This window comes from Sulfuricaulis sp. (assembly GCF_041499725.1).
Taxonomy (GTDB): Bacteria; Pseudomonadota; Gammaproteobacteria; order Acidiferrobacterales; family Sulfurifustaceae; genus Sulfuricaulis.
The window spans coordinates 95,210-117,896 of the sequence record NZ_JBGQKW010000001.1 but is presented as its reverse complement, the minus strand read 5'-3'; the positions used below and the strand labels follow the sequence as shown (position 1 = coordinate 117,896).

The window sequence follows — 22,687 nt, the reverse complement described above, 5'->3', positions numbered from 1 at the left end:
GGGCTCAAGGCTTTCACCGCCGCGGTGCTGGGCGGCATCGGCAACATCGCCGGGGCGATGCTGGGCGGCTTGCTGCTCGGCGTGATCGAAAGTCTCGGCGCCGGCTACATCGGCGAGCTGACCGGCGGATTCCTCGGCAGCAATTACCAGGACGTCTTCGCTTTCTTTGTATTAATCCTGGTGCTGATTGTCCGGCCTTCGGGCCTTCTCGGCGAGCGCGTGGTCGAGCGTGCCTGACAATCGCATGACAACCTTGAGCCAACGCTGGCAACAGTGGAGACATGACCGTCGCGCGGTATGGCTGGTGTATATCGCCCTGGCCATGCTGCTGGCGGTCCTGCCGTTTCTGACCGGTGCCGCACTCGGGCGCGGATGGGTGCGCATCCTCGATTTCACGCTGCTCTACGTCATGCTGGCGCTGGGACTCAACATCGTCGTGGGTTATGCCGGCCTGCTCGATCTGGGGTACATCGCCTTCTACGCCGTCGGCGCGTATATGTATGCGCTGCTCGCCTCGCCGCATTTTGATTTGCACCTGCCGTTCTGGGCGCTGCTGCCACTGGGGGCGGGCCTCGCGGGCATTTTCGGGATTCTGCTGGGGGCGCCCACGCTCAGGTTGCGCGGCGATTATCTGGCCATCGTCACACTCGGGTTCGGTGAGATCATTCGCATCTTTCTCAACAACCTTAATGCGCCGGTCAACATCACCAACGGCCCCCAAGGCGTCAATCTGATCGACCCGGTGGCCTTCGGCGGTTTCTCCCTTAGCCAGCCGCACGAATTTTTCGGTGTGAGTTTTCCCGGCCTTTATGCCTATTACTATCTGTTTCTCGCACTCGCGCTGCTGGTGATCTTCGTGTCGCTGCGCCTGCAGAATTCGCGCATCGGGCGGGCGTGGGTGGCGATCCGCGAGGACGAGGTGGCCGCCGAGGCCATGGGCATCAACACGCGCAATATCAAGCTGCTCGCGTTCGCCATGGGTGCGTCCTTCGCCGGCATCAGCGGCGGATTATTCGCCGGGTTCCAGGGTTTTATCAGTCCGGAAAGTTTCAATCTGTTCGAGTCGATCATTATCCTGTGCATGATCGTGCTGGGCGGCATGGGCAACATTCCCGGCGTCATTCTCGGCGCGGTGCTGCTCACGGTGTTTCCCGAGGCGCTGCGTTACCTCGGCGAGCTGCAGCACTACCTGTTCGGAAGCGTTCTCGTGGACCCGTCCGATTTGCGCATGCTGATATTCGGGCTCGCACTCATCCTCATCATGATTTTCCGGCCGGCCGGGCTGCTGCCGTCGGTGCGTCGCCGCCGCGAATTCGGTTCCGATGCCTCCGTGCTCGCGCAGGAACAGGCCTCGCTATATGACACCCAGCGCTGAAGAAAAACCGCAGAGGCGTCTCGACACGCTGCTCACGGTCAGCCAGGTGAGCAAGCATTTCGGCGGGCTGGCGGCGCTGCAGGACGTGTCCCTGCATATTCATGCCGGCGAAATTTACGGTCTCATCGGCCCGAACGGCGCTGGGAAAACGACGCTATTCAATGTTCTGACCGGCATATACAGGCCGGATGCCGGTCGCATCGAACTGAAGGGACGGGCGGTAGCGGGACGCAAGCCCAATCAGGTGGCGACGCTGGGCGTGGCGCGCACGTTCCAGAACATCCGTTTATTCGCCAACATGACGGCACTCGAGAACGTCATGGTCGGGCGGCACGTGCGCACGCACGCCGGCATTGTCGGCGCGGTGTGGCGCGATTCCGCCACCCGCGCGGAAGAGGCGGCGATAGCGGCGCGCGCGCATGAGCTGCTGGAATACGTCGGTATCGCCCGGGATGCGCACATGCTGGCCAAGCATCTCCCGTACGGCGACCAGCGCCGGATCGAAATCGCGCGCGCCCTGGCCACCGATCCGATGTTGCTGGCGCTCGATGAACCCGCGGCGGGCATGAATCCCAGCGAGACCGCCCAACTCCAGACATTGCTGCAGAAAATTCGCGACGGCGGCGTGACGCTGCTGCTCATCGAGCATGACGTGAAGCTGGTGATGGGGCTGTGCGATCGCGTCGCCGTGCTCGACTACGGCAAGAAGATCGCCGAAGGCGCACCGGCCGAGGTCCGGCGCGATCCGCGCGTGATCGAGGCTTATCTGGGCGGCGAGCTGGCATGAGCAGCGGCATGAATATTCTGCAAACGCGCGGCCTGGAAGTGGCCTATGGCGGCATCCGTGCCGTCAAGGGCGTGGACCTGACGGTGCACCGCGGCGAGCTCGTGTGCCTGATCGGCGCCAACGGCGCCGGCAAGACCACGATGCTCAAGTCGCTGTGCGGCATGCTCGCGCCCAGCCACGGCGAGATTCTTTATGAAGGCGAGTCCATCACCGGCAAACCGTCGTACGAGCTGGTGCGTCGCGGGATTTCGCTGGTGCCGGAAGGACGCGGAATATTTGGGCGTCTGACCGTCGAGGAAAATATCAAGATCGGCGCCTATGCGCGACGCGACCGCGCCGGGATCCGCGCGGACATGGATCGTCTCTACGATCTGTTCCCGCGGCTGTCAGAGCGCCGCGTTCAACAGGCCGGAACGCTTTCGGGCGGCGAACAACAGATGCTGGCGATCGGCAGGGCGCTCATGTGCCGTCCGCGCTTGCTGCTGCTCGACGAGCCGAGCATGGGGCTCGCGCCCATGCTGGTACAGAAGATTTTTCACACCATCAAGCGTATTGCCGAGGAAGGCGTGACGTTGTTGCTGGTGGAGCAGAATGCCAAGCTTGCGCTCGGGATCAGTCATCGCGGCTATGTCATGGAAAGCGGTAAAATTATTCTCACCGATTCCGCCGAGGCGCTGCTCAAGAACCCGAAAGTCCGACACGCCTATCTGGGTGGATGACGAACGCAGGTGGCGTGGACTTTCCTGACCCTGCGGAAAAGGGAAGCGGGGACGTTCAGCTCTCTGCATCCTGATGCAAGATGATCACTCCACGAGCCGGTATCCGACGCCGGTCTCGGTGATCAAGTGCCGTGGCTGAGCCGGGTCCGATTCGAGCTTTTGCCGAAGGTGCGCCATGTAGGTCCGCAGATAATGACTGTCTTCGACATGCGACGGTCCCCAAACCTCTTTGAGCAATTGACGGTGCGTATGTACCTTGCCGGCGTTTCGGATCAGCACCGTCAGCAGGCGATACTCGATGGCTGTCAGGTGAATCTGCTGTTCCGCGCGGTAAATTTGCCGGTTGATAAGATCGACCCGAACGTCGCCGAAGCGGAACTCGCGGTTTTCCTTTCCGTCGGCGTCGACCGTCGCGCGCCGGCGCAGCACCACGCGGACGCGTGCCATCAGCTCGCCGACACCGAAGGGTTTGGTCAGATAGTCATCAGCGCCGGCATCCAACGCGTCGATCTTGTCGGATTCCTGGGTTCTGGCGGAGAGCACGACGATGGGGAGAGCCGTCCAGGAACGGATGTCGCGAATGACGTTGACGCCGTCCATGTCGGGCAGGCCCAGATCGAGAATCAGGATATCGGGCTTGCGGGTGGCCGCCTCGACCAACGCCTGTTTGCCGGTCTCCGCCTCATGGACAATGAAGCCCTCCGCTTCCAGCGAGGTGCGGAGGAATCGCCGGATCTGCTTTTCATCCTCGGCGATGATGGCGACGGGCTGATGCGGAGTCATTGTCCGTGCGTCGTCCTGTCAGCGGTTTCTTCGACGGTCTCGTCGGGCTCCTGAACCGGAGGGGCGTCGAGCAACGGCAAGGTGAACGTGAAGCGGGCGCCGCTCTCGTCGGTATTTTCGGCCCAGATTCTACCCCGGTGCGCCTGCACAATCGCCTTGCAGATGGCGAGCCCGAGTCCCACGCCCGGTGTGGCCGACTCCTTCTGCCCGCGCGTGAATTTGTCGAAGACGGTCTCGATGATGTCCGGGGGCAGGCCCGGACCGTTATCGGTGACCGTGACCCAGAGCTCGCGATCCAGGGTTTCGGCGCCGATGCGGATCTGGCTGCCCGGCGGCGTGTATTTCGTCGCGTTTTCGATCAGGTTGCACAGCACCCGCTCGATCAACACGCTGTCCACGTAGATCAGTGGGAGCGAGGTCTCCAGCGACACCTTGATGTCGTGGTTCGCGATGGCATGTCGCAGGGATCGAAGTGCGCTGCCGACGATCTCCTCCAGGACATGCCATTGGCGGTTAAGCTGCACGTCGCCGGACTGGAGCCGGGCCATGTCGAGGAGATTGTTGACCAGGTCGCTCATGCGCACGGCTTGTTCGTGCATGGCTTCGGCGAGCTCGTGGCGGCTGTGTTCCGACAGATGGGTGTCGGCTTCCAAGGTGCTCGCTAGCCCCACTAGCGCGGTCAGCGGCGTGCGCAGATCGTGCGAGATGGCGGTCAGGAGTGAATTGCGCAAGCGTTCCGACTCGATCTTCAGGAGCGCGCCCTGCGCGACGTCCACGAAGTGCACGCGTTCCAGCGCCAGGGCAATTTGCGATGCAAATGTCTCCAGGAGACGGTGCTGCTCGGGCACGAAGATCAAGCGCGGATTGCTCGGTGCCAACGCCAACACGCCGCGCGGACGGATCGGTGCCTTCAGCGGGATATAGTAGGTGGAGCTGCCGGACAGCGTGTTGGTTCCTAATCCGGCTGGTTGCTGATGATCGAAGACCCATTGCGCGATCGCCGTATCCAACGCCATGCCGTGTGGCGGCTCGCTCTCCCGGGGCTGAGGCAGCGCGATCTTCTCCGACAGGTCCGGAAGCAGGATGGCCGTTTCCGCCAGAAAGACGCCTTGCAGATGCCGGTTGGCGATCTCCAGGATTTGCTCCGGCTGCAGCGCGGCACCCAGCTCGCGCGCCATTTCGTAGAGCGCCTTGGCACGTCGCTCACGCAGCGTCGCGACGCGCGCCTGGTAGCGCATGTTCGCCGTTAGTTGGCTGATTACCAGCGCTACCGCCAACATCACCGCGAACGTAAGAAGATATTGAGTATCAGAAACGGCAAAGGAGAATCGCGGCGGAACGAAAAAGAAATCGAACGCGGCCACGGAGAGCACGGAACTCAGGATCGCCGGCCCGCGGCCGAACTGGAACGCGATGAGCATCACGCTCAGCAGATAAAGCATGATGATATTGGTGAGTTCGAGGTAGTTCGCGAGGGGTGTCGCGACGGCGGTACCGAGCGCGCAGATCGCTACAGCGACGAGGTAACCCCATCTCCGCGACTGGCGCTTCTCGCTCAACGCGGAGCTGCGAAAATCGACTGTCTCCTCAGTGGGCGTGGCCCTGCCTGCCGGCTCATGGCCGACGACGTAGACATCGATGTCGCTGGCCATCAGTGACAGCTCTTCGGCCAATGGAATGGAAAAGCGGCGGCGCCACCCTGGGCGTGACGTCTTGCCGACGACGAGTTTTGAGACGTTGCGGCTGCGGGCATAGCTGAACAGAGTCGAGGCGGCGTCCTCACCCGTCATGGTAGTCGTCTCCGCCCCCAACTCCTGGGCAAGACGCAGAATCTTCAGAATCCGGTCGCGGGTCTCTTTGGGCAGTCGCTGAAGACGCGGTGTTTCGACATAGGCCGCGATCCAATCGGCGTGAAGATTTCCAGCCAGCCGCGCGGCGCTCCGGATCAACTTCTCGGCATCGGGCCCGGGCCCCACGCAGACCAGCAGGCGTTCCTTCGCCTGCCACATGCCGCGAATCGACTTGTCCTCGCGGTACTCGCGCATCTGGGCGTCGACCCGATCCGCAGTGCGGCGCAGCGCAAGCTCGCGCAACGCGATCAGATTGCCCTTGCGGAAGAAGTTCTGGATTGCCTGCTCGGCCTGGTCCGGGATGTAGACCTTGCCTTCCTTGAGGCGCTGCAACAATTCATCGGCCGGCAGGTCGACGACGGTCACTTCGTCGGCGTGATCGAAGACGGTGTCGGGAATCGTCTCCCACACCCGTATTCCCGTGATCTGCCCGACGATGTCGTTCAGACTTTCCAGATGCTGGACGTTGACCGTGGTGAGGACGTCGATGCCGGCATCGAGCAACTCCTGCACGTCCTGCCAGCGCTTGGCGTGACGGCTGCCCGCGACGTTGGTATGGGCCAGTTCGTCGACGATAAGCACCGCAGGCCTGCGCGCCAGCGCGGCGTCGAGATCGAATTCGGTGAGTTGTTTGCCGCGGTATTCGATTTTCTTCGGCGGCAGGATCTCCAGGCCCTCAAGCATTTCCGCCGTATCGCTACGCCCATGGGTCTCGACGAGCCCGACCACCACGTCCATGGCCTGCTGCTTGAGCATGTGGGCGGCGGACAGCATGGCGAAGGTCTTGCCGACGCCGGCGCAGGCGCCGAAGAACAACTTGAGTTTGCCACGGCGCGCTTTCTGTTCTTCGCGCTGTACGCGTTCGAGCAGTTGATCGGGATTGGGACGATCTTCGATCATCGGAAACTCAGCGAAGTTGATCAAGTGCCAGGTTGAGTTTAAGCACGTTTACCCGCGGTTCGCCGAGAATCCCGAACTGGCGGTCCCGCGTGTGTTCTGCGATTAGCACGTGCACGCGGTCAGCATCGAGGCGACGCGTGCGCGCAATCCGGTTCGCCTGATAATACGCCGCCGCCGGGCTGATGTCTGGGTCAAGACCGCTAGCTGACGCTGTGACGAGGTCGGCAGGCACTGGTGCGGTATTGTCGGGGTCGGCGTCGCGCAGGGCCTTGATCCGCGCCGTGACGGCATCGGTGAGCGCCGGGTTGGTCGGCCCCTGGTTGGAGCCGCTGGAGGAGCCCGCGTTATAAGGATACGGCCCGGTCGCCGACGGCCGGCTCCAGAAATATTTCGGGCTGCTGAAAGACTGCCCGATGAGCTCGGAGCCAACCGGCTTGCTGTCGCGCATGACCAGACTGCCGTTGGCTTGATGCGAAAACAGTGTTTGGGAGGCGACTGTTACCACCAGCGGATAGACAACGCCGGTGATGACGGTCAGGTAGACCAACATCGTAAGACCAGATTTCAGGTGATTCAACATGATAAGTTCTCCAATAAAACCCCGGTTCGCCCTTGTTACGCCAGGCTCAGCCCGACGAGGACCATATCGATTAGTTTGATGCCGATGAAGGGCGCGATGATACCGCCGAGACCATAGATCAGAAGGTTGTCGCGCAGCAGCCGGGCGGCGCCGACCGGCCGGTAGCGCACGCCTTTGAGCGCGAGCGGGATCAGCGCGATGATGATGAGCGCGTTGAAAATCACCGCCGAGAGAATCGCGCTTGCCGGCGTGGCGAGATGCATGATGTTAAGGGCGTCGAGCTGCGGGTAGGTCGTCGCGAACGCCGCCGGGATGATGGCAAAGTATTTGGAGACGTCATTGGCGATCGAAAACGTCGTTAGCGAACCGCGCGTCATGAGCAGCTGCTTACCGGTTTCCACGACTTCGATCAGTTTCGTGGGATTGGAGTCGAGGTCGACCATGTTCCCGGCCTCCTTGGCGGCCTGGGTGCCGGTGTTCATCGCCACTGCGACGTCCGACTGCGCCAGCGCCGGGGCGTCGTTGGTGCCGTCGCCGGTCATTGCCACGAGCCGCCCCTGCGTTTGATACTCGCGGATCAGCTTGAGCTTCGCCTCGGGCGTCGCCTCCGCCAGAAAATCATCCACGCCCGCCTCGGCGGCGATGGCGGCGGCGGTGAGTTTGTTGTCGCCGGTGATCATCACCGTCTTGATGCCCATGCGGCGCAATTGTGCGAAGCGCTCCTTGATTCCGCCCTTGACGATGTCCTTCAGCTCGATGACACCGAGCACCTTGGTATCCTTCGCCACCACGAGCGGCGTGCTGCCGCGGCGCGCCACTTCGTCGACCAGCGTGTTGACCTCTGACGGGAAGCGTCCGCCTTGGGAATCCACCCAGGCACGGATGGCATCGGCCGCGCCCTTGCGGATCTGATGTCCCTCCAGGTCGACGCCGCTCATGCGGGTCTTGGCACTGAAGTGAATAAAGGTTGCGCCGAGCCCGTGGACGTCCCGCTCGCGCAACCCGAACTTCTGTTTGGCGAGCACCACGATGCTGCGTCCTTCGGGCGTCTCATCCGCGAGCGAGGAAAGTTGCGCGGCGTCTCCCAGGTCGTGTTCGGTGACACCATGCGCCGGCAGGAAATTGGTCGCCTGGCGGTTACCCAGCGTGATTGTGCCGGTCTTGTCGAGCAGCAGTACGTCCACGTCACCGGCCGCTTCGACCGCGCGACCCGAGGTCGCGATGACATTCGCGCGCAGCATGCGTCCGATGCCGGCGAGGCCGATCGCCGAGAGCAGGCCGCCGATCGTCGTCGGAATCAGGCACACCAGCAGCGCGACTAGCACGGTGATGGTGACTGGCGTCCCGACCTTGGCGACCTCGACGCTGTAGAGTGAGAACGGCAGCAGGGTGGCGGTGGTTTTCAGGAAAATAAGGGTAAAGCCCACCAGCAGGATGAGGAGGGCGATCTCGTTCGGCGTTTTCTGGCGCCGCGCGCTTTCGACCATCGCGATCATACGGTCGAGAAAGGTCTCGCCCGGATCGACGGTCACCCGTACTACCAGCCAGTCGGACAGCACTTGGGTACCGCCGGTGACCGAGGAGAAATCTCCGCCCGCCTCACGGATCACTGGCGCGGACTCGCCCGTGATCGCCGCTTCATTGACCGAGGCGACTCCTTCGATGACCTCGCCGTCTGCGGGGATGATATCTCCGGCCTCGACCAGAAAGATGTCGCCCTTGCGCAGTTGCGCAGAGCTGACTTGGGTAAACGCGGTGCCGTGCTTCGGTTTGGCGAGTTTCTTGGCAACGACGTCGCGCTTAACGGCGCGCAATGCCGCGGCCTGCGCCTTGCTGCGGCCTTCGGCGATGGCCTCGGCGAAGTTGGCGAATAGCACGGTGAACCACAGCCAGAACGTGATGGCCAGGATGAAACCGGCCGGCGCCTCGCCGTGACCGCCCAGGGCCTGGAAATACAGAATGGTCGTGAGGATGCTGCCGAGGTACACGACGAACATCACCGGATTCTTCCACTGGTGCTGAGGCAGCAGCTTGAGGCAGGCGTCGACCAAGGCCTGCCGGAAGATATCTCCGGTGACCAGGGACCGGCGCAGTGCGGGCATCGCCTTAACTTGTGTAGTCATCTGTATGTCTCCTTAAAGATTTCGCTGAGGCGTAGCCTAGTGAACGCCGATCATGACCAGGTGCTCGACGATCGGACCGAGCGCCAGCACCGGGAAGAAGGCGAGCGCGCCGACGATCACGACGACGCCAACCAGCAACCCGACGAAGAGCGGTGTGTGGGTGGGGAGCGTGCCGGCGCTTACCGGAATCTTTTTCTTGGCCGCGAGCGCCCCGGCGATGGCGAGCACCGGCACCGCCAGCCAGTAGCGACCGAGCAGCATGGCGAGCCCAAGCGCGCTGTTGTAAAACGGCGTGTTCGCCGAGAGCCCCGCGAACGCGCTGCCGTTGTTGTTGGCCGCGGACGAGAAGGCGTAGAGAATCTCCGAAAAGCCGTGCGCTCCGGGGTTGGCCACGCCGGCTTTGCCGGGATCGACCATGACCGCGATCGCCGTGCCCACGAGAATCACGAGCGGCACGAGCAACAGCGCCACCGCCGCCATCTTCATCTCGAAGGCCTGGATCTTCTTGCCGAGGTATTCCGGCGTGCGGCCGATCATCAGCCCGGCCACGAACACCGCGACGATGGCGAAGATCAGCATGCCGTAAAGGCCCGAGCCGACGCCGCCAAAGACCACCTCGCCCAGCTGCATATTCCACATCGGCACGAGTCCGCCGAGCGGCGTGAACGAGTCGTGCATCGCGTTCACCGAGCCGTTCGAGGCGACGGTGGTCGCGGTGGCCCAGAGCGCGGAATTCACGATACCGAAGCGCGTCTCCTTGCCCTCCATGTTGCCTCCGGCCTGCAGGCTGCTCGCGGTCTGATCGACGCCCAGTTTCGACAACGCCGGAATGCCGGATTGCTCCGAGCCGACGCAGAGTGCGAGCATGGCGACGAAAATCACGGTCATCGCGGCCAGCACCGCCCAGCCCTGGCGCGTGTCGCCGACCATGCGGCCGAAGGTGTAGGTCAGCGCTGCGGGGATCAGAAGAATGGCCAGGACCTCGAGGAAATTCGAAAGCGGCGTCGGATTTTCCAACGGATGGGCCGAGTTCACATTGAAGAAGCCGCCACCGTTGGTGCCGAGTTGCTTGATGGCGATCTGCGAGGCCGCCGGGCCGACCGCGATCACCTGTTCCTTCTGCGTCGCCTTTTCGGTGACAGGATTTCCCTTTTCATCCTTGACCGGCTGGCCGGCGGCGTCGAGCTTCGGGTTGTCGTACTCCACCGATTCCACCAGCGGCACCGTTTTGTAGGCCGAGAAGGTTTGCACCATGCCCTGGCCGACAAGCACCAGCGCCAGAATGAGCGACAGCGGTAGAAGGATATATAAGGTACTGCGCGTGAGATCGACCCAGAAATTGCCGATAGTGTCGGCGGTTTTCCGCGCAAACCCGCGGATCAGCGCGACGAGTACCGCCATGCCGGTCGCCGCGGAGACGAAGTTCTGCATCGTGAGCGCCAGCATTTGGGTGAGATAGCTCATGGTGGTCTCGCCGCCGTAACCCTGCCAATTGGTGTTGGTGGCGAAGCTCACGGCCGTGTTGAAGGAAGAATCCTCCGTTACGGCGGGCAACGCCTGCGGGTTCAGCGGCAGGTAGGCCTGCAGCCGCTGCAGCGCGTAGACTGCGAGCGCGCCGAGCAGGTTGAACACGAGCATGGCCAGCGCGTACTGTGTCCAGCGCATTTCTTGCGTCGGTTTCACGCCGCACAGCCGGTACAGCAGGTTCTCGAACGGTGCGCCGAAGCGATTCAGGAACGCCACACGGCCCTCGTACACGTTGGCCATGTAGGCGCCGAGTGGTTTCACCAACAGCAGCAACACGCCCAGATACAGCGCGAGCTGCAAATAGCCGTTAGCAGTCATCAGAATTTCTCCGGGAAGAATAGCGCGACGACTAAATAGACGAAGACGGCGACCGCCAGGATCAGGCTCAGCAGATAGGTCCAGGTCATGCGCCCCTCCTCAACAGCCGATCGAAGGCGTAGACCAGCCCGATGGTGAGCACGAAGAAACCGACGATGATCGCCACGTAAACGAAATCCATAACACGAACCTCCGCTCAGGAAAGACCACGGCGCGAACTATAGGGAAAGTCGGATGGAAATCTCGTGGAGATTCAGTGTGGGAGTGTTAAAAAACCATAAAAATACGTTTACGCGCGGGAAATTGTCCGGCTCGCGGGTCCAGATCCACGACCGGAACGACGATATATAAAGAATCCCTGATTTTGTTCCCGGTGCGCCGGGTCAGAACTCGACGGATTGTGTGCTGGTCTTCGAAGGCGTGGGTCCAAGACGCCGGACAATTTCTGACTCCAGACATTTGGCTTGTTCGGAATCGAGCAGCTGGTGACGATCGCGGCTGTTGACGAAGAAAATGTCCTCGGCGCGCTCGCCGTAGGTGGCGACCTTGGCCGCCACCAGGTTCACGCGGCACTGCTTTAGAGCCAGCGCCACCTGATACAGCAATCCCGGACGATCCTGCGCCGTGACTTCCATGATGGTCAGTTGTCCCTTCGGCGAAGGTCCGAAGACCACGCGCGTCTCGATCGGGAAGTGCTTCAATTGGCGTGGCAGGCTGGCCGATTGCGGATCGCGCCCCGGTTGAGGGTTCAGTATCTGGTCGCGCATCGTCTTCTGCAATTGTGCGAGCGCGCGCGGGTCGCTCACCGGCTGATCGGAGTGGTCCAGTACCACGAAGGTATCCAGCGCGAAACCGTTGTGCAACGTGTGAATGCGCGCGTCCATGATGGATAGATTGAGGCGGTCGAAACCCGCGGTCATGACGACGAACAGGTCATCGCGGTCCGGTGTGTAGATCAGGAACTCGCTGCCGCCGAGCTCGGGTGTGTAACGCGTGGCCACGATCGGCAAATCGGTGGCATGCGCCCCGGCAATAACCTGCGCGTGCCACGCTAGACTCTCGGCGTCGTAGGGCAGGAAATATTCTCCGTCCAGGTCCTGCCAGAAACGGTTGACCTGTACCTCGGAAAGTCCGGCCGGGCCCAGCTTTTCCAGCGCTGACCGGCGCAGATCGGCGATGTGCTCCTGCAGATCGATCGGCTGGGCGATGCCGCGACGCAGCAGCCGCGTGGTGGCGCTGTAGAGCTGCGACAGCAGTCGTCCTTTCCAGGCGTTCCACACGGCGGGGCTGGTGCCGCGCATGTCCGCCACCGTGAGCAGATACAGGTTGTCGAGATGTTCCTGATCGCCGACCAGTTGCACAAAATGCATCACAACGTCGGGGTCGGAGATGTCCTCGCGCTGGGCGGTGCTCGACATCACGAGATGGTGGCGCACCAGCCAGCAGATGAAGCGGGTGTCGTACTCGCTCAGGTTGTGCAGGCGGCAGAAAGCCTCGGCCTCTTTTTCGCCCAGTTGTGAATGGTCTCCGCCGCGTCCTTTGGCGATGTCGTGGAACAGACCGCCGAGATACAGGCGTTCGGGCTTGACGAGCTTCTGGATGATCTCGCTGGCGAGCGGAAACTCGCCGCGGAATTCCGGCACGGTGAAGCGTCGCAGATTGCGCACGACCATGAGCGAATGTGCATCGACCGTGTAGACGTGGAACAGGTCATGCTGCATCTGTCCGACGACGCGCCCGAAGGCCGGGAGGTAGGCGCCGAGCACGCCGTAGGCATTCATGCGCCGCAGCTCGTGGGTGATGCCGCGCGGCTGACGCATGATTTCCATGAACAGGCTGCGGCAGGCAAGATCCTTGCGAAACGAGCTGTCGATGCGTTGCAGGTTGGCGCGAATCAGCCGAATCGTTCCGGCACGCACACCCTTGAGTGCCGGATGTTGCTGCAGGATCAGGAATATCTCCAGCATGGCGAAGGGTGCGCGCTCGAACACCCGCGGGTGCGTGACCTCGACGAATCCGTAATGCGACTGGAAACGGCGGTTGATCGGTTTGGTTTTCGTGTGGCCGCGCGCCAGAATGACCTCGTCGAAGTGCTGCAACAGGATTTCGCTCAGCAGCGAGAGCTCCTTGATCGTGCGGTAATAGCGTTTCATGAACTGCTCGACGGCGAGGAAGCCGGGCCGGTCGGTATAGCCGAATTCCATGGCCAGCGCCCGCTGGTGATCGAACAACAACCGGTCTTCGCGCCGCCCGGCCAGGTAATGCAGCCCGGCGCGCACGTGCCACAGGAAATTGCGCTCGCGAATGAGCGTACGGTATTCCTCCTCGCTCAGGTAGCCGTGTCCCACCAAGTCGTGCAGCGAGGAGGTATCGAATTGCCGCTGCGTGACCCACGAGATCATCTGGATGTCGCGCAGTCCACCGGGACCGTCCTTGATGTGCGGTTCCAGGTTGTAAGCGGTGTCGTGGAAATGATGATGGCGCGCAATCTGTTCCTGCCGTTTGGCGGCGAAGAATTTGCGGCTCGACCAGATCTTGGAGGCATGGGTTACCCGGCGCATTTTCTCGAAAAGTTTCTCGTCGCCGTCGAGCCAACGCGCCTCCATGAGGTTCGTGACCACCGTCAGATCGTTTTTTGCTTCGCGTACGCAGTCCTTGAGGGTGCGCACGCTGTGCCCGACCTCGAGGCCCATGTCCCAGAAAAAGCGCACGAGCGCTTCGATAAAGGAGCGTGTTTTGGCGGGATCGTTCTTGTCGAGAAGTATCATGACGTCGATGTCGGACGCGGGATGCAGTTCGCCGCGACCGTAACCGCCCACGGCCACCAGGGCGACCGGAATTCCGGCCGGCAGCAGTGACAGGTGCCTGCGCCAGGCGCGCGTCATGAGCTGGTCGATCAGCCAGGCGTGGGCGGTAACGAGCGCGGCGGCTCCGCTGTTGTCGTAGAACCGTTGTCTGAGGGTTTCGCGTCCGGCCTGCAGCGCGGCGCGAAACAGTGGCAGAGGATTATTGGCGCCGGCCAGTGATTGGTCGAATTCCTGGCCGTTGAACAGACTGTCCTTGGCGATGGGCACGGTGGAGATCAGTGCCTCGCGGATGGTTCGGAAAAGTTCATGGGTCGTCGCCGGGAACGAGCGTGAGAACCTCGTGACCCTTGTTCGTCACCAACACGGTGTGTTCCCACTGCGCGGAGAGCGAATGATCGCGCGTGACCACCGTCCAGTTGTCGGGAAGCAGTTTCACTTCTCTCTTGCCGGCGTTGATCATGGGCTCGATGGTGAAGGTCATGCCGGGCGCAAGCTCCATCCCGGTTCCCGGCTGGCCGTAGTGCAGCACCTGCGGGTCTTCGTGGAATTCGCGTCCAATCCCGTGACCGCAGTATTCGCGCACGACTGAAAAGCCGTGTGTCTCGGCGTGTTGCTGGATCGCGTGGCCGATGTCGCCGAGCCGTGTTCCCGGCCGAACCATGGCTATGCCCTTGAGCATGCATTCGTGCGTGATCTGCACCAGCCGTTTCGCCTGTATGGACGGTTCGCCGAGATAAAACATTTTGCTGGTGTCGCCGTGATAGCCGTCCTTGATGACGGTGATGTCGATGTTGACGATGTCGCCTTTTTTGAGCTTCTTGTCGCCCGGAATGCCATGGCATACCTGATGGTTCACCGAGGTGCAGATGGAGCGGGGGAAGCCCTTGTAGTTGAGCGGCGCCGGAATGGCCTGCTGCACGTTGACGATGTAATCGTGGCAGATCCGGTCGAGTTCGCCGGTGGTGACGCCCGGCTGGACGTGCGGCCGGATCATGCGCAGCACCTCGGCGGCCAGCCGGCCGGCGATACGCATCTTTTCGACTTCCTCGGGGGTTTTGATGGTGACGGGCATGGCTGGGATAATGGCTTCCGCCGTATTGTCAGGGAATAGAGTCATTTTAAAAAGCCCTTTCACGCATGTTTTTTGTCCAAACCCATGAAAACATTGTCGTAATCCCCGCGCTATGGTATAAAGCCGCCCGCAGTTATGTAGTTCAACCTAAACCCACACGCGGCACCGGCACATGCATCCGGGTGTCCGGCCACTTTAAAAGCGGCTGGATTGATACATGGGGTCCGCGGCGGAAAAACCCGAAGGAGAAATCATGAGCAATATATCCATGCGCCAGATGCTGGAGGCCGGCGTGCATTTCGGCCACCAAACGCGGTACTGGCACCCCAAAATGCGCCCCTATATTTTCGGTGAGCGCAACCGTATCCACATCATCAACCTGGAAAAAACCCTGCCGCTGTTCAACGAGGCGATGGCTTATCTGACCAAGCTTATCGCCAACGGCGGCACAGTCCTGTTCGTCGGCACCAAGCGTCAGGCGACGGATATCGTCAGCGAGGCCGCCGCGCGTTGCGGCAGTCCGTACGTGAATCACCGCTGGTTGGGCGGGATGCTGACCAATTACCGCACGGTCAAAAAATCGATCGAGCGGCTGAAGATGCTCGAGTCGGTTCTGGCGGACGATACGAGCAGCAAGAAGCTTTCCAAGAAGGAACTGCTGACGCTCGACCGCGAGCGCGTCAAGCTCGAGAAGAGCCTCGGTGGTATCAAGGAGATGTCCGGCCTTCCGGATGCGATTTTTGTCATCGACGTCGGCCACGAATATATCGCGGTATCCGAAGCCAACAAGCTGAACATTCCGGTCGTCGGCGTGGTGGATTCCAATTGCAAGCCCGATGGCGTGGACTACGTCATTCCGGGCAATGACGACGCCATCCGCGCGATCCAGCTCTACGCGCATTCGGCGGCGGACGCCATCCTCGCCGGGCAGGAACAGCGTCAGGCAACGATCGTTTCGGGCGATGACGAGTTCATCGAGGTCAAGGAAGAGCCCGCGAAGATCAAGGTGATCGCCAAAAAGAAACCGATGGCGGCGCACGATGAAGCGACCGCCGACCCCGAAGCGGCTGTCGTGATCGCCGACGCCGTGAAGCCGGCCGACAAGCCCAAGCGCACGATCCGCGCCAAGCCGAAAAGCGGCGAGCGAGGGAAGAAAGAGGCGTCCGATCAGGGCGGCGGCGAATAAAAGCGAGAACATCAAGGGGGCATAGCCCCCTTGATTTTATGGTGGCGGTAAAACCGTCGTGCAGCTGAATGGGGATTACGTGATGAGCATTTCCGCACAACAAGTGAAAGAACTGCGCGAGCGCACCGGGCTCGGCATGATGGAATGCAAGGTGGCACTGACCGAAACCAGCGGCGATATGGAAGCCGCCACCGATTTGCTGCGCAAGCGTGCCGGTGCCAAGGTGGAGAAGAAATCCGGTCGCATCGCGGCCGAGGGTTCGATCGGTATTTACGTGGCTCCGGACCGCAAGACGGCTGCCATGGTCGAGGTAAACTGCGAGACCGATTTTGTCGCCAAGGGCGATGATTTCGCGGCGTTCGCCACCGCGGCCGCGGCCCGCGCGGCCGGCAAGCAGCCCGCCAATGTCGATGCGCTGTACCAGTTGCCGTTCACGGACGGCGCCACGCAAACCGTCGGTCAATCGCGCGAAGGCCTGGTGATGAAACTCGGCGAGAACATCAACATCCGTCGCTTCGAGCGCATGACCGCGACCAAGGGCCATCTCGGCAGCTATATCCACGGCCGCAAGATCGGCGTGCTGGTGGAAGTGGAAGGCGGCGATGAAAGCCTCGCCAGGGATATCGCCATGCACATCGCGGCGAGCCGCCCCGAGTGCGTTTCCAAAGACCAGGTGCCGGCCGCGGCGATCGCCAAGGAAAAGGAAATCTTTGCCGAGCAGGCGAAGACCAGCGGCAAACCGCCCGAGATCATCGAAAAAATGGTCATGGGCCGGGTGAACAAGTATCTCAACGAGATCTCTTTGCTGGGGCAGCCTTTCGTGAAGGACCCGGACACAACCGTCGAAAAGCTGCTCAAGTCGAAAGGCGCCAGCGTCATCCGTTTTAGCCGCTACGAAGTCGGCGAAGGGATGGAAAAGAAATCGGGTGACTTCGCCGCCGAAGTCATGGCAACAGTCAAAGGAGGCTGAGCCTTGGAGAGCGCATCCGGGGTTCCCGCCTACCGCCGCGTTTTGCTCAAGCTTTCCGGCGAGGCGCTGATGGGTGCCGATGCCTACGGCATCAACCGCGATGTGCTCGCGCGCATCGCCGCCGAGATCAAATCGGTGGCCGCTATCGGCGTGCAGCTCGCCATTGTGATCGGGGGCGGCAACATTTTTCGCGGCATCGCGCCGTCCGCCCAGGGCATGGACCGGGCCTCCGCCGATTACATGGGCATGCTCGCCACTGTCATGAACTCGCTGGCGTTGCAGGACGCCCTGGAGAAACAGGACGTGCCGGTGCGCGTGCAATCGGCGCTGCGCGTCGATCAGGTCGTTGAACCCTACGTCCGTCGGCGCGCGATCCGACATCTCGAGCAGGGGCGCGTCGTCATCTTCGCCGCCGGCACCGGCAATCCGTTTTTCACCACTGACACCGCGGCGACCTTGCGCGGGGCCGAAATCGGCGCGGACGTGGTGCTCAAAGCGACGAAAGTCGATGGCGTCTATGACCGCGATCCGGTGAAGCACGCCGACGCCAAGCGTTATGAGACGATCAGCTACGACGAGGTGCTGGAGAAGCGGCTGGGCGTGATGGACGCCGCTTCCATCGTGATGTGTCGCGACCAGAACCTGACGGTACGCGTGTTTAGCATACACAAGCCCGGGAACCTGATGCGGGTCTGCCTGGGGGAAAATATCGGCACACTCGTGAGCAGTGCGGCAGGGATGCCGCGTTTACGAACCTGAGGACGGAAAAGGAGGCTAGCCATGGCGGAGTCGGTGGACAAAATCAAGAAGGACGCGGAAACGCGGATGGCGAAGTCGGTGGACACGCTCAAGAATGATCTGGGCAAGATCCGCACCGGCCGGGCTCACCCCGGTTTGCTCGAAACCGTGCGCATCGATTACTACGGGAACAAGGCGCCGCTCAACCAGGTTGCCAACGTTTCGGCATCGGACGCGCGCACCCTCACGGTGACGCCCTTCGATAAGAGCCAGGCGGCGGCCATCGAAAAGGCGATCCGCGAATCCGATCTGGGGCTCAATCCGATGTCGGCCGGCGGCGTGATCCGCGTGCCGTTGCCGTCACTCACCGAGGAACGGCGCAAGGAGCTTTCCAAGCACGTGCGCGCCGAAGGCGAGAACGCCAAGGTGGCGATCCGCAATGTCCGCCGCGATGCCAACCAGCATCTGAAGGATGCGCTGAAAAAGAAACTGATCACGGAGGACGACGATAAACGCTCGGAAGAGGCGGTGCAAAAATTCACTGATCGTTTTATCACCGAAGTGGACAAGCTCGTCGCCGCCAAGGAAAAGGACGTCATGCAGGTGTGAGCCGGACAGGTGATGTCACAATATTTTAAAATGTTTTTAAACCGCCATGAACGCCAAGTATATGAGAGTCAATATTTGGTTATTTTTTGTGTTCTTGGCGTCCTTGGCGGTGAAAATTAATTTATATGGATAAAACTGGCAACTCAGATACGGCTACGGTTCTGGCAGGACAATCCGCTGTTCCGGTGCATGTGGCCGTCATCATGGATGGCAATGGCCGTTGGGCCAAGGGCCGCGGACTGCCGCGTGTCGCCGGTCACCGCAAGGGTGTCGAGCGCGTGCGCGACATGGTGACGGCGTGCGCCGAGAAGGGTGTGAAGTACCTCACCCTGTTTGCCTTCAGCAGCGAGAACTGGCGCCGCCCGGTGCAGGAAGTCCAGTTGCTCAAGGAACTTTTTCTGAGCGCGCTCGATAATGAAATCCGGAAGCTGCACAAGAACAATGTCCGCTTCCGTGTCATTGGCGACACTGAACGCTTCGGCGAAAAAATTACCTCGCGCATCCGGCAGTCCGAAACGCTGACGCAGAAGAACACGGCACTGACGCTGACCATTGCCGCCAATTATGGTGGGCGCTGGGACATCGCGCAGGCCTGCGCCGAACTCGCCCGCCGTGCCGCTCGCGGCGAGCTTGACCCGGACACGATTACGGAAAAAAGTCTCGAGCCTTTTCTCAGCTTGGCCGGCGTTCCCGAGCCGGACCTGTTCATCCGCACCGGCGGCGAGCAGCGCATCAGCAACTTCCTGCTGTGGCAGCTGGCTTATACCGAGATGTATTTCACTCCGATCCTGTGGCCGGATTTCGATCGCGCGCAATTCGAGCAGGCGCTTGTCTCCTATGCCGGACGCCAGCGCCGTTTCGGTCTGACAGGCGAGCAGATCGAAACCGCGCGCCATGCTTAAACAGCGGATCTTGACCGCCGCTGTTCTCGTTCCGTTCCTGGTCGCCGCGCTATTTTATCTGCCGCTATCGTGGATATCCGTCTTGTTCGGGATCATTATCGCGATGGCCGCCTGGGAATGGGCAGGATTGTCCGGATTGCAGCGGCATTTGTCCAAGGCGACTTATGTTTTTTTTATCCTGCTGCTCGGTGCGGCGGGTCTGTACGGAGTCCTGTCGCAGATATCCTTGATCATCTCCTTTTTCGCGGCCGCCTCCCTGTGGTGGCTGTGGGCGCTGGTCGAACTCATCAGTCGCCGGGATGCCCGTAAAGGAATGTTCGCGGCATTTGCCGGTCGAATGGCCGGTGGTTTCCTGGTGCTCGTTCCTCTCTGGGTCGCGTCGGTTTATTTGATGGCGGTGGATGAGGAACGGCCACGCGCTTTGTTGTTTCTGTTTGTGCTGGTCTGGACGGCCGATACGGCGGCCTATTTCACCGGCTCATTGTTGGGTAAAACCAAATTGGCACCGCACATCAGCCCCGGAAAAACGGTGGAAGGTGTCGCCGGCGGGGTCATGGGCGCCGTGCTGCTGGCCTGGCTTTGTGGGACAATGCTATGGAAATTCGACTCGGAGCAGCTTGTAAGATGGATCGGGCTGACCGTGATAACAGTGTTGTTTTCAGTGGTGGGCGATCTGACGGAGAGCAAACTCAAGCGCGTCGCCGGAATCAAGGACAGCGGGTCACTGCTGCCAGGGCATGGGGGTATGCTGGATCGCATTGATGCCCTGAGCGCCGCCGCGCCGATATTTGTATTGGGTGGAATGATTTTGTTGAAGTCTTAAATACATGATCAGCGACACAAAAAAATCCCTTGATGAACGGGCGGATCGGGGCATGCGCGGCGTGACGATTTTGGGATCCACCGGTTCCATCGGCGTCAATACGCTCGATGTGCTTACGCGGCATCCCGGACGCTTCCGTATCCTGGCGCTGACGGCGAACACGCAGGTAGAACGTCTTTTCGAACAGTGCCGGCAGTTTCTTCCGCAGAAGGCCGTCATGCTCGATACCCACGCTGCCACCCGCCTCAAGGATAAAATCCAGCGGGCAGGGCTTGCGGTCGAGGTATTGTCGGGGACGGAGGGACTGAATACCGTGGCCACGCATCCGCGCGCGCACATCGTGGTGGCGGCGATTGTCGGTGCCGCCGGATTGTTGCCGACACTGGCGGCGGTACGAGCGGGGAAACGGGTGTTGCTCGCGAACAAGGAACCGTTGGTGATGTCCGGGCGCGTTTTTATTGAAGAGGCGCATGCCAGCGGCGCGGAACTGCTGCCGGTGGACAGCGAGCACAACGCCATTTTCCAGTGCATGCCGGCCGGATACCGCACCGGTGACGTACCCGCAGGCGTGCGACGCATTTTTCTCACTTGCTCCGGCGGACCTTTTCGCACGGCGTCGGCGGAAGCGCTGGTTTCCGTCACGCCGGAACAGGCTTGCGCGCATCCGAACTGGGTCATGGGGCGCAAGATTTCCGTGGATTCAGCCACGCTGATGAACAAGGGCCTGGAGCTGATCGAGGCGTGCTGGCTTTTCGGCATGACACCTGACCAGGTCGAAATCGTGATTCATCCGCAAAGCGTGATTCATTCGCTGGTCGAGTACGTGGATGGTTCGGTGCTGGCGCAACTTGGCAACCCGGACATGCGTACACCGATCGCGCATGCGTTGGCCTGGCCGGAGCGCATCGAATCCGGTGTAAAAAGCCTCAACCTCTTTGAGCTGGCACGTCTGGACTTCGAATCTCCCGACCTCAAGCGTTTCCCATGCCTGCAACTGGCCTATGATGCCGCGCGCGCCGGTGGAACCATGCCGGTGATTCTGAATGCGTCCAACGAAGTGGCGGTTCAGGCGTTTCTCGACCGGCGTATCGGATTTACCGATATACCGCGCGTGATCGAACATACGCTTTCACTCCTGCCAGCGAGCCGAGATACCCAGTTGGGCGCGGTGCTCGCGGACGACATGCGCGCCCGCGAAACGGCCAGCCGTTTCATTTCCGGCCGGGAATCGCGCGTGGAACAGGGAGTGACATGACGGATATGCTTTATTACATCGGCGCGTTTGTGGTGGCGCTGGGCGTCCTGATCGCGGTGCATGAGTTCGGTCATTTTTGGGTCGCCCGGCGACTGGGCGTGAAGGTACTGCGTTTTTCCATCGGTTTCGGAAAACCACTGTGGTCCCGGCGCGTGGGCGAGGACCGCATGGAGCTTGCTATCGGGGCATTTCCGCTTGGCGGCTACGTGAAGATGCTGGATGAAACCGAGGGCGAGGTTCCGCCCCAGGAACTGCATCGTGCGTTCAATCGCCAGAAAGTGTGGATACGCATGGCGGTCGTGGTGGCCGGCCCGCTGTTCAATTTTCTGTTCGCCATCCTGGCCTATTGGGCGGTGTATATGATCGGGGTGGATGGCATCAAGCCGGTCGTCGGCAAGGTGATGGAAAGTTCGATTGCCCAGCAAGCCGGATTCCACGCCGGTGACGTGATTCTGAGTATTGACGGCAAGGAAGTGCAAAGCTGGGATCAGCACCGGTTATATCTGTTTCAACGCGCGCTCGACCGCGCGCGCGTGAATGTTGAAGTGCGTGACGCGCAGGGAAAGGTCGAATCGCTGCAACTGGATTTATCGAACCTCCCGGTACAGGAAGTCAACGCATCGCTGCTGGAACGGGGTATCGGATTGATCGGTTTTCTGCCCGAACCTTTGCCGGTGATTGGCGCCATGGAACCGGGTCCGGCCGCGCGCGCCGGGATGAAAATCGGCGACCGTCTGGTGGAGGTCAATGGCGATCCGGTGCCATCGTGGGAACAGCTGGTGGAGGTGATCAGCAAGAGCCCGGGCAAGGCAGTCCACGTCACGGTGGAAAGGGAAGGCGTGCGACACGATTTTGAAGTCACCCCGGATTCCGTGGAACAGGGCGGGCAGACGATCGGGCGTATCAACATCCGCCCCCAGTTCACGGACATCCCTGACGCGATGCGCGTCAAGGTGCGCTTCGGTGTCGTCGAGGCGCTGGCCGAGGGCGCGCGTAATACCTGGTCGATGTCGGTGCTTACGTTCGAGATGTTATACCGCATGCTGAAGCTCGAGGTATCGGCGCGCAATATCAGCGGTCCCATCACGATTGCCCAGTACGCTGGCTACTCCGCCAAGGCGGGCGTGGAGCAGTTTGTGCTGTTTCTGGCCGTCATCAGCATTAGTCTCGGGGCGCTGAATTTATTGCCGATCCCGGTACTCGATGGCGGTCACCTGATGTATTACATTATCGAATTCATCAAAGGCAGTCCGCTTTCGGAACGGACAATGATGCTGGGGCAGCAGGTCGGAGTGGCCTTGCTGGGTGGCCTCATGATGCTGGCTTTTTATAACGATTTGACCCGAATTTTCCGATGAGCGGA

Annotated in this window: 18 protein-coding genes and 2 pseudogenes; 12 read left to right on the top strand and 8 right to left on the bottom strand. The window is 61.2% G+C overall.

Annotation, left to right across the window (positions count from 1 at the left end; translation table 11 throughout):
- The 4 genes and pseudogenes from ACC569_RS00505 to ACC569_RS00490 form a co-directional block, all read left to right on the top strand.
- A pseudogene (locus ACC569_RS00505) lies at nucleotides 1-237 on the top strand (branched-chain amino acid ABC transporter permease); the annotation flags it as partial.
- Between the two features lie 7 nt (nucleotides 238-244).
- On the top strand, nucleotides 245-1,375 hold the full coding sequence (locus ACC569_RS00500; protein ID WP_372521519.1) for an ABC transporter ATP-binding protein: 1,131 nt from the start codon (nucleotides 245-247) through the stop codon (nucleotides 1,373-1,375).
- Nucleotides 1,359-2,162, top strand: a complete 804-nt coding sequence (locus ACC569_RS00495) for an ABC transporter ATP-binding protein (protein ID WP_372521518.1) — start codon at nucleotides 1,359-1,361, stop codon at nucleotides 2,160-2,162. The genes ACC569_RS00500 and ACC569_RS00495 overlap by 17 nt, the downstream gene beginning before the upstream one ends.
- The gene (locus tag ACC569_RS00490) at nucleotides 2,159-2,881 is read left to right on the top strand and encodes an ABC transporter ATP-binding protein (RefSeq protein WP_372521517.1); all 723 of its coding nucleotides are present in this window, start codon (nucleotides 2,159-2,161) and stop codon (nucleotides 2,879-2,881) included. The genes ACC569_RS00495 and ACC569_RS00490 overlap by 4 nt, the downstream gene beginning before the upstream one ends.
- 84 nt (nucleotides 2,882-2,965) lie before the next feature.
- Here the strand turns inward: ACC569_RS00490 and kdpE are convergent, their stop codons facing one another.
- From kdpE to map, 8 genes are all read right to left on the bottom strand, one after another.
- Nucleotides 2,966-3,664 (bottom strand): two-component system response regulator KdpE, encoded by a 699-nt coding sequence (gene kdpE, locus ACC569_RS00485; RefSeq protein ID WP_372521516.1) that lies wholly within the window; start codon nucleotides 3,662-3,664, stop codon nucleotides 2,966-2,968.
- A complete protein-coding gene (gene kdpD, locus ACC569_RS00480) occupies nucleotides 3,661-6,414 on the bottom strand; it encodes a two-component system sensor histidine kinase KdpD (RefSeq protein ID WP_372521515.1) in 2,754 nt (917 codons plus the stop codon). Before kdpD ends, kdpE begins: the two co-directional genes overlap by 4 nt.
- Nucleotides 6,415-6,421: 7 nt before the next feature.
- Complete coding sequence (gene kdpC / locus ACC569_RS00475; protein ID WP_372521514.1) at nucleotides 6,422-6,994, bottom strand: potassium-transporting ATPase subunit KdpC; 573 nt, start codon at nucleotides 6,992-6,994, stop codon at nucleotides 6,422-6,424.
- A 35-nt stretch (nucleotides 6,995-7,029) separates the two neighbouring features.
- A complete protein-coding gene (gene kdpB, locus ACC569_RS00470; RefSeq protein ID WP_372521525.1) occupies nucleotides 7,030-9,096 on the bottom strand; it encodes a potassium-transporting ATPase subunit KdpB in 2,067 nt (688 codons plus the stop codon).
- A 57-nt stretch (nucleotides 9,097-9,153) separates the two neighbouring features.
- Nucleotides 9,154-10,962, bottom strand: coding sequence for a potassium-transporting ATPase subunit KdpA (gene kdpA, locus ACC569_RS00465; RefSeq protein WP_372521513.1), 1,809 nt, complete (start codon nucleotides 10,960-10,962; stop codon nucleotides 9,154-9,156).
- Nucleotides 10,962-11,051, bottom strand: a complete 90-nt coding sequence (gene kdpF / locus ACC569_RS00460; RefSeq protein WP_372521512.1) for a K(+)-transporting ATPase subunit F — start codon at nucleotides 11,049-11,051, stop codon at nucleotides 10,962-10,964. Before kdpF ends, kdpA begins: the two co-directional genes overlap by 1 nt.
- Nucleotides 11,052-11,345: 294 nt before the next feature.
- Nucleotides 11,346-14,036, bottom strand: coding sequence for a [protein-PII] uridylyltransferase (gene glnD / locus ACC569_RS00455; RefSeq protein WP_372521511.1), 2,691 nt, complete (start codon nucleotides 14,034-14,036; stop codon nucleotides 11,346-11,348).
- A 37-nt stretch (nucleotides 14,037-14,073) separates the two neighbouring features.
- On the bottom strand, nucleotides 14,074-14,886 hold the full coding sequence (gene map / locus ACC569_RS00450) for a type I methionyl aminopeptidase (protein ID WP_372521510.1): 813 nt from the start codon (nucleotides 14,884-14,886) through the stop codon (nucleotides 14,074-14,076).
- Between the two features lie 208 nt (nucleotides 14,887-15,094).
- On the opposite strand from map, the pseudogene rpsB reads away from it, so the two are divergent.
- From rpsB to rseP, 8 genes and pseudogenes are all read left to right on the top strand, one after another.
- A pseudogene (gene rpsB, locus ACC569_RS00445) lies at nucleotides 15,095-15,820 on the top strand (30S ribosomal protein S2); the annotation flags it as partial.
- Between the two features lie 289 nt (nucleotides 15,821-16,109).
- The gene (gene tsf / locus ACC569_RS00440) at nucleotides 16,110-16,997 is read left to right on the top strand and encodes a translation elongation factor Ts (protein WP_372521509.1); all 888 of its coding nucleotides are present in this window, start codon (nucleotides 16,110-16,112) and stop codon (nucleotides 16,995-16,997) included.
- A 3-nt stretch (nucleotides 16,998-17,000) separates the two neighbouring features.
- Nucleotides 17,001-17,756, top strand: coding sequence for a UMP kinase (pyrH, locus tag ACC569_RS00435; protein ID WP_372521508.1), 756 nt, complete (start codon nucleotides 17,001-17,003; stop codon nucleotides 17,754-17,756).
- Nucleotides 17,757-17,777: 21 nt separating this feature from the next.
- Nucleotides 17,778-18,344 (top strand): ribosome recycling factor, encoded by a 567-nt coding sequence (frr, locus tag ACC569_RS00430; protein WP_372521507.1) that lies wholly within the window; start codon nucleotides 17,778-17,780, stop codon nucleotides 18,342-18,344.
- Between the two features lie 125 nt (nucleotides 18,345-18,469).
- On the top strand, nucleotides 18,470-19,246 hold the full coding sequence (gene uppS, locus ACC569_RS00425) for a polyprenyl diphosphate synthase (RefSeq protein WP_372521505.1): 777 nt from the start codon (nucleotides 18,470-18,472) through the stop codon (nucleotides 19,244-19,246).
- Entirely contained in the window at nucleotides 19,239-20,069 is an 831-nt protein-coding gene (locus ACC569_RS00420) for a phosphatidate cytidylyltransferase (protein WP_372521504.1), read from the top strand. The genes uppS and ACC569_RS00420 overlap by 8 nt, the downstream gene beginning before the upstream one ends.
- Before the next feature lie 52 nt (nucleotides 20,070-20,121).
- The gene (gene ispC, locus ACC569_RS00415; RefSeq protein ID WP_372521524.1) at nucleotides 20,122-21,324 is read left to right on the top strand and encodes a 1-deoxy-D-xylulose-5-phosphate reductoisomerase; all 1,203 of its coding nucleotides are present in this window, start codon (nucleotides 20,122-20,124) and stop codon (nucleotides 21,322-21,324) included.
- On the top strand, nucleotides 21,321-22,682 hold the full coding sequence (gene rseP / locus ACC569_RS00410; protein ID WP_372521502.1) for an RIP metalloprotease RseP: 1,362 nt from the start codon (nucleotides 21,321-21,323) through the stop codon (nucleotides 22,680-22,682). Before ispC ends, rseP begins: the two co-directional genes overlap by 4 nt.
- Nucleotides 22,683-22,687: the final 5 nt, after the last annotated feature.

Coding starts and splice junctions, on each gene's coding strand:
- frr (WP_372521507.1), top strand. CDS start 17,778: ATGGCGGAGTCGGTGGACAAAATCAAGAAGGACGCGGAAACGCGGATG.
- uppS (WP_372521505.1), top strand. CDS start 18,470: ATGGATAAAACTGGCAACTCAGATACGGCTACGGTTCTGGCAGGACAA.
- kdpF (WP_372521512.1), bottom strand. CDS start 11,051: ATGACCTGGACCTATCTGCTGAGCCTGATCCTGGCGGTCGCCGTCTTC.
- kdpD (WP_372521515.1), bottom strand. CDS start 6,414: ATGATCGAAGATCGTCCCAATCCCGATCAACTGCTCGAACGCGTACAG.
- map (WP_372521510.1), bottom strand. CDS start 14,886: ATGACTCTATTCCCTGACAATACGGCGGAAGCCATTATCCCAGCCATG.
- ACC569_RS00420 (WP_372521504.1), top strand. CDS start 19,239: ATGCTTAAACAGCGGATCTTGACCGCCGCTGTTCTCGTTCCGTTCCTG.
- kdpC (WP_372521514.1), bottom strand. CDS start 6,994: ATGTTGAATCACCTGAAATCTGGTCTTACGATGTTGGTCTACCTGACC.
- kdpE (WP_372521516.1), bottom strand. CDS start 3,664: ATGACTCCGCATCAGCCCGTCGCCATCATCGCCGAGGATGAAAAGCAG.
- kdpB (WP_372521525.1), bottom strand. CDS start 9,096: ATGCCCGCACTGCGCCGGTCCCTGGTCACCGGAGATATCTTCCGGCAG.
- ispC (WP_372521524.1), top strand. CDS start 20,122: ATGCGCGGCGTGACGATTTTGGGATCCACCGGTTCCATCGGCGTCAAT.
- ACC569_RS00500 (WP_372521519.1), top strand. CDS start 245: ATGACAACCTTGAGCCAACGCTGGCAACAGTGGAGACATGACCGTCGC.
- kdpA (WP_372521513.1), bottom strand. CDS start 10,962: ATGACTGCTAACGGCTATTTGCAGCTCGCGCTGTATCTGGGCGTGTTG.
- tsf (WP_372521509.1), top strand. CDS start 16,110: ATGAGCATTTCCGCACAACAAGTGAAAGAACTGCGCGAGCGCACCGGG.
- ACC569_RS00490 (WP_372521517.1), top strand. CDS start 2,159: ATGAGCAGCGGCATGAATATTCTGCAAACGCGCGGCCTGGAAGTGGCC.
- rseP (WP_372521502.1), top strand. CDS start 21,321: ATGACGGATATGCTTTATTACATCGGCGCGTTTGTGGTGGCGCTGGGC.
- ACC569_RS00495 (WP_372521518.1), top strand. CDS start 1,359: ATGACACCCAGCGCTGAAGAAAAACCGCAGAGGCGTCTCGACACGCTG.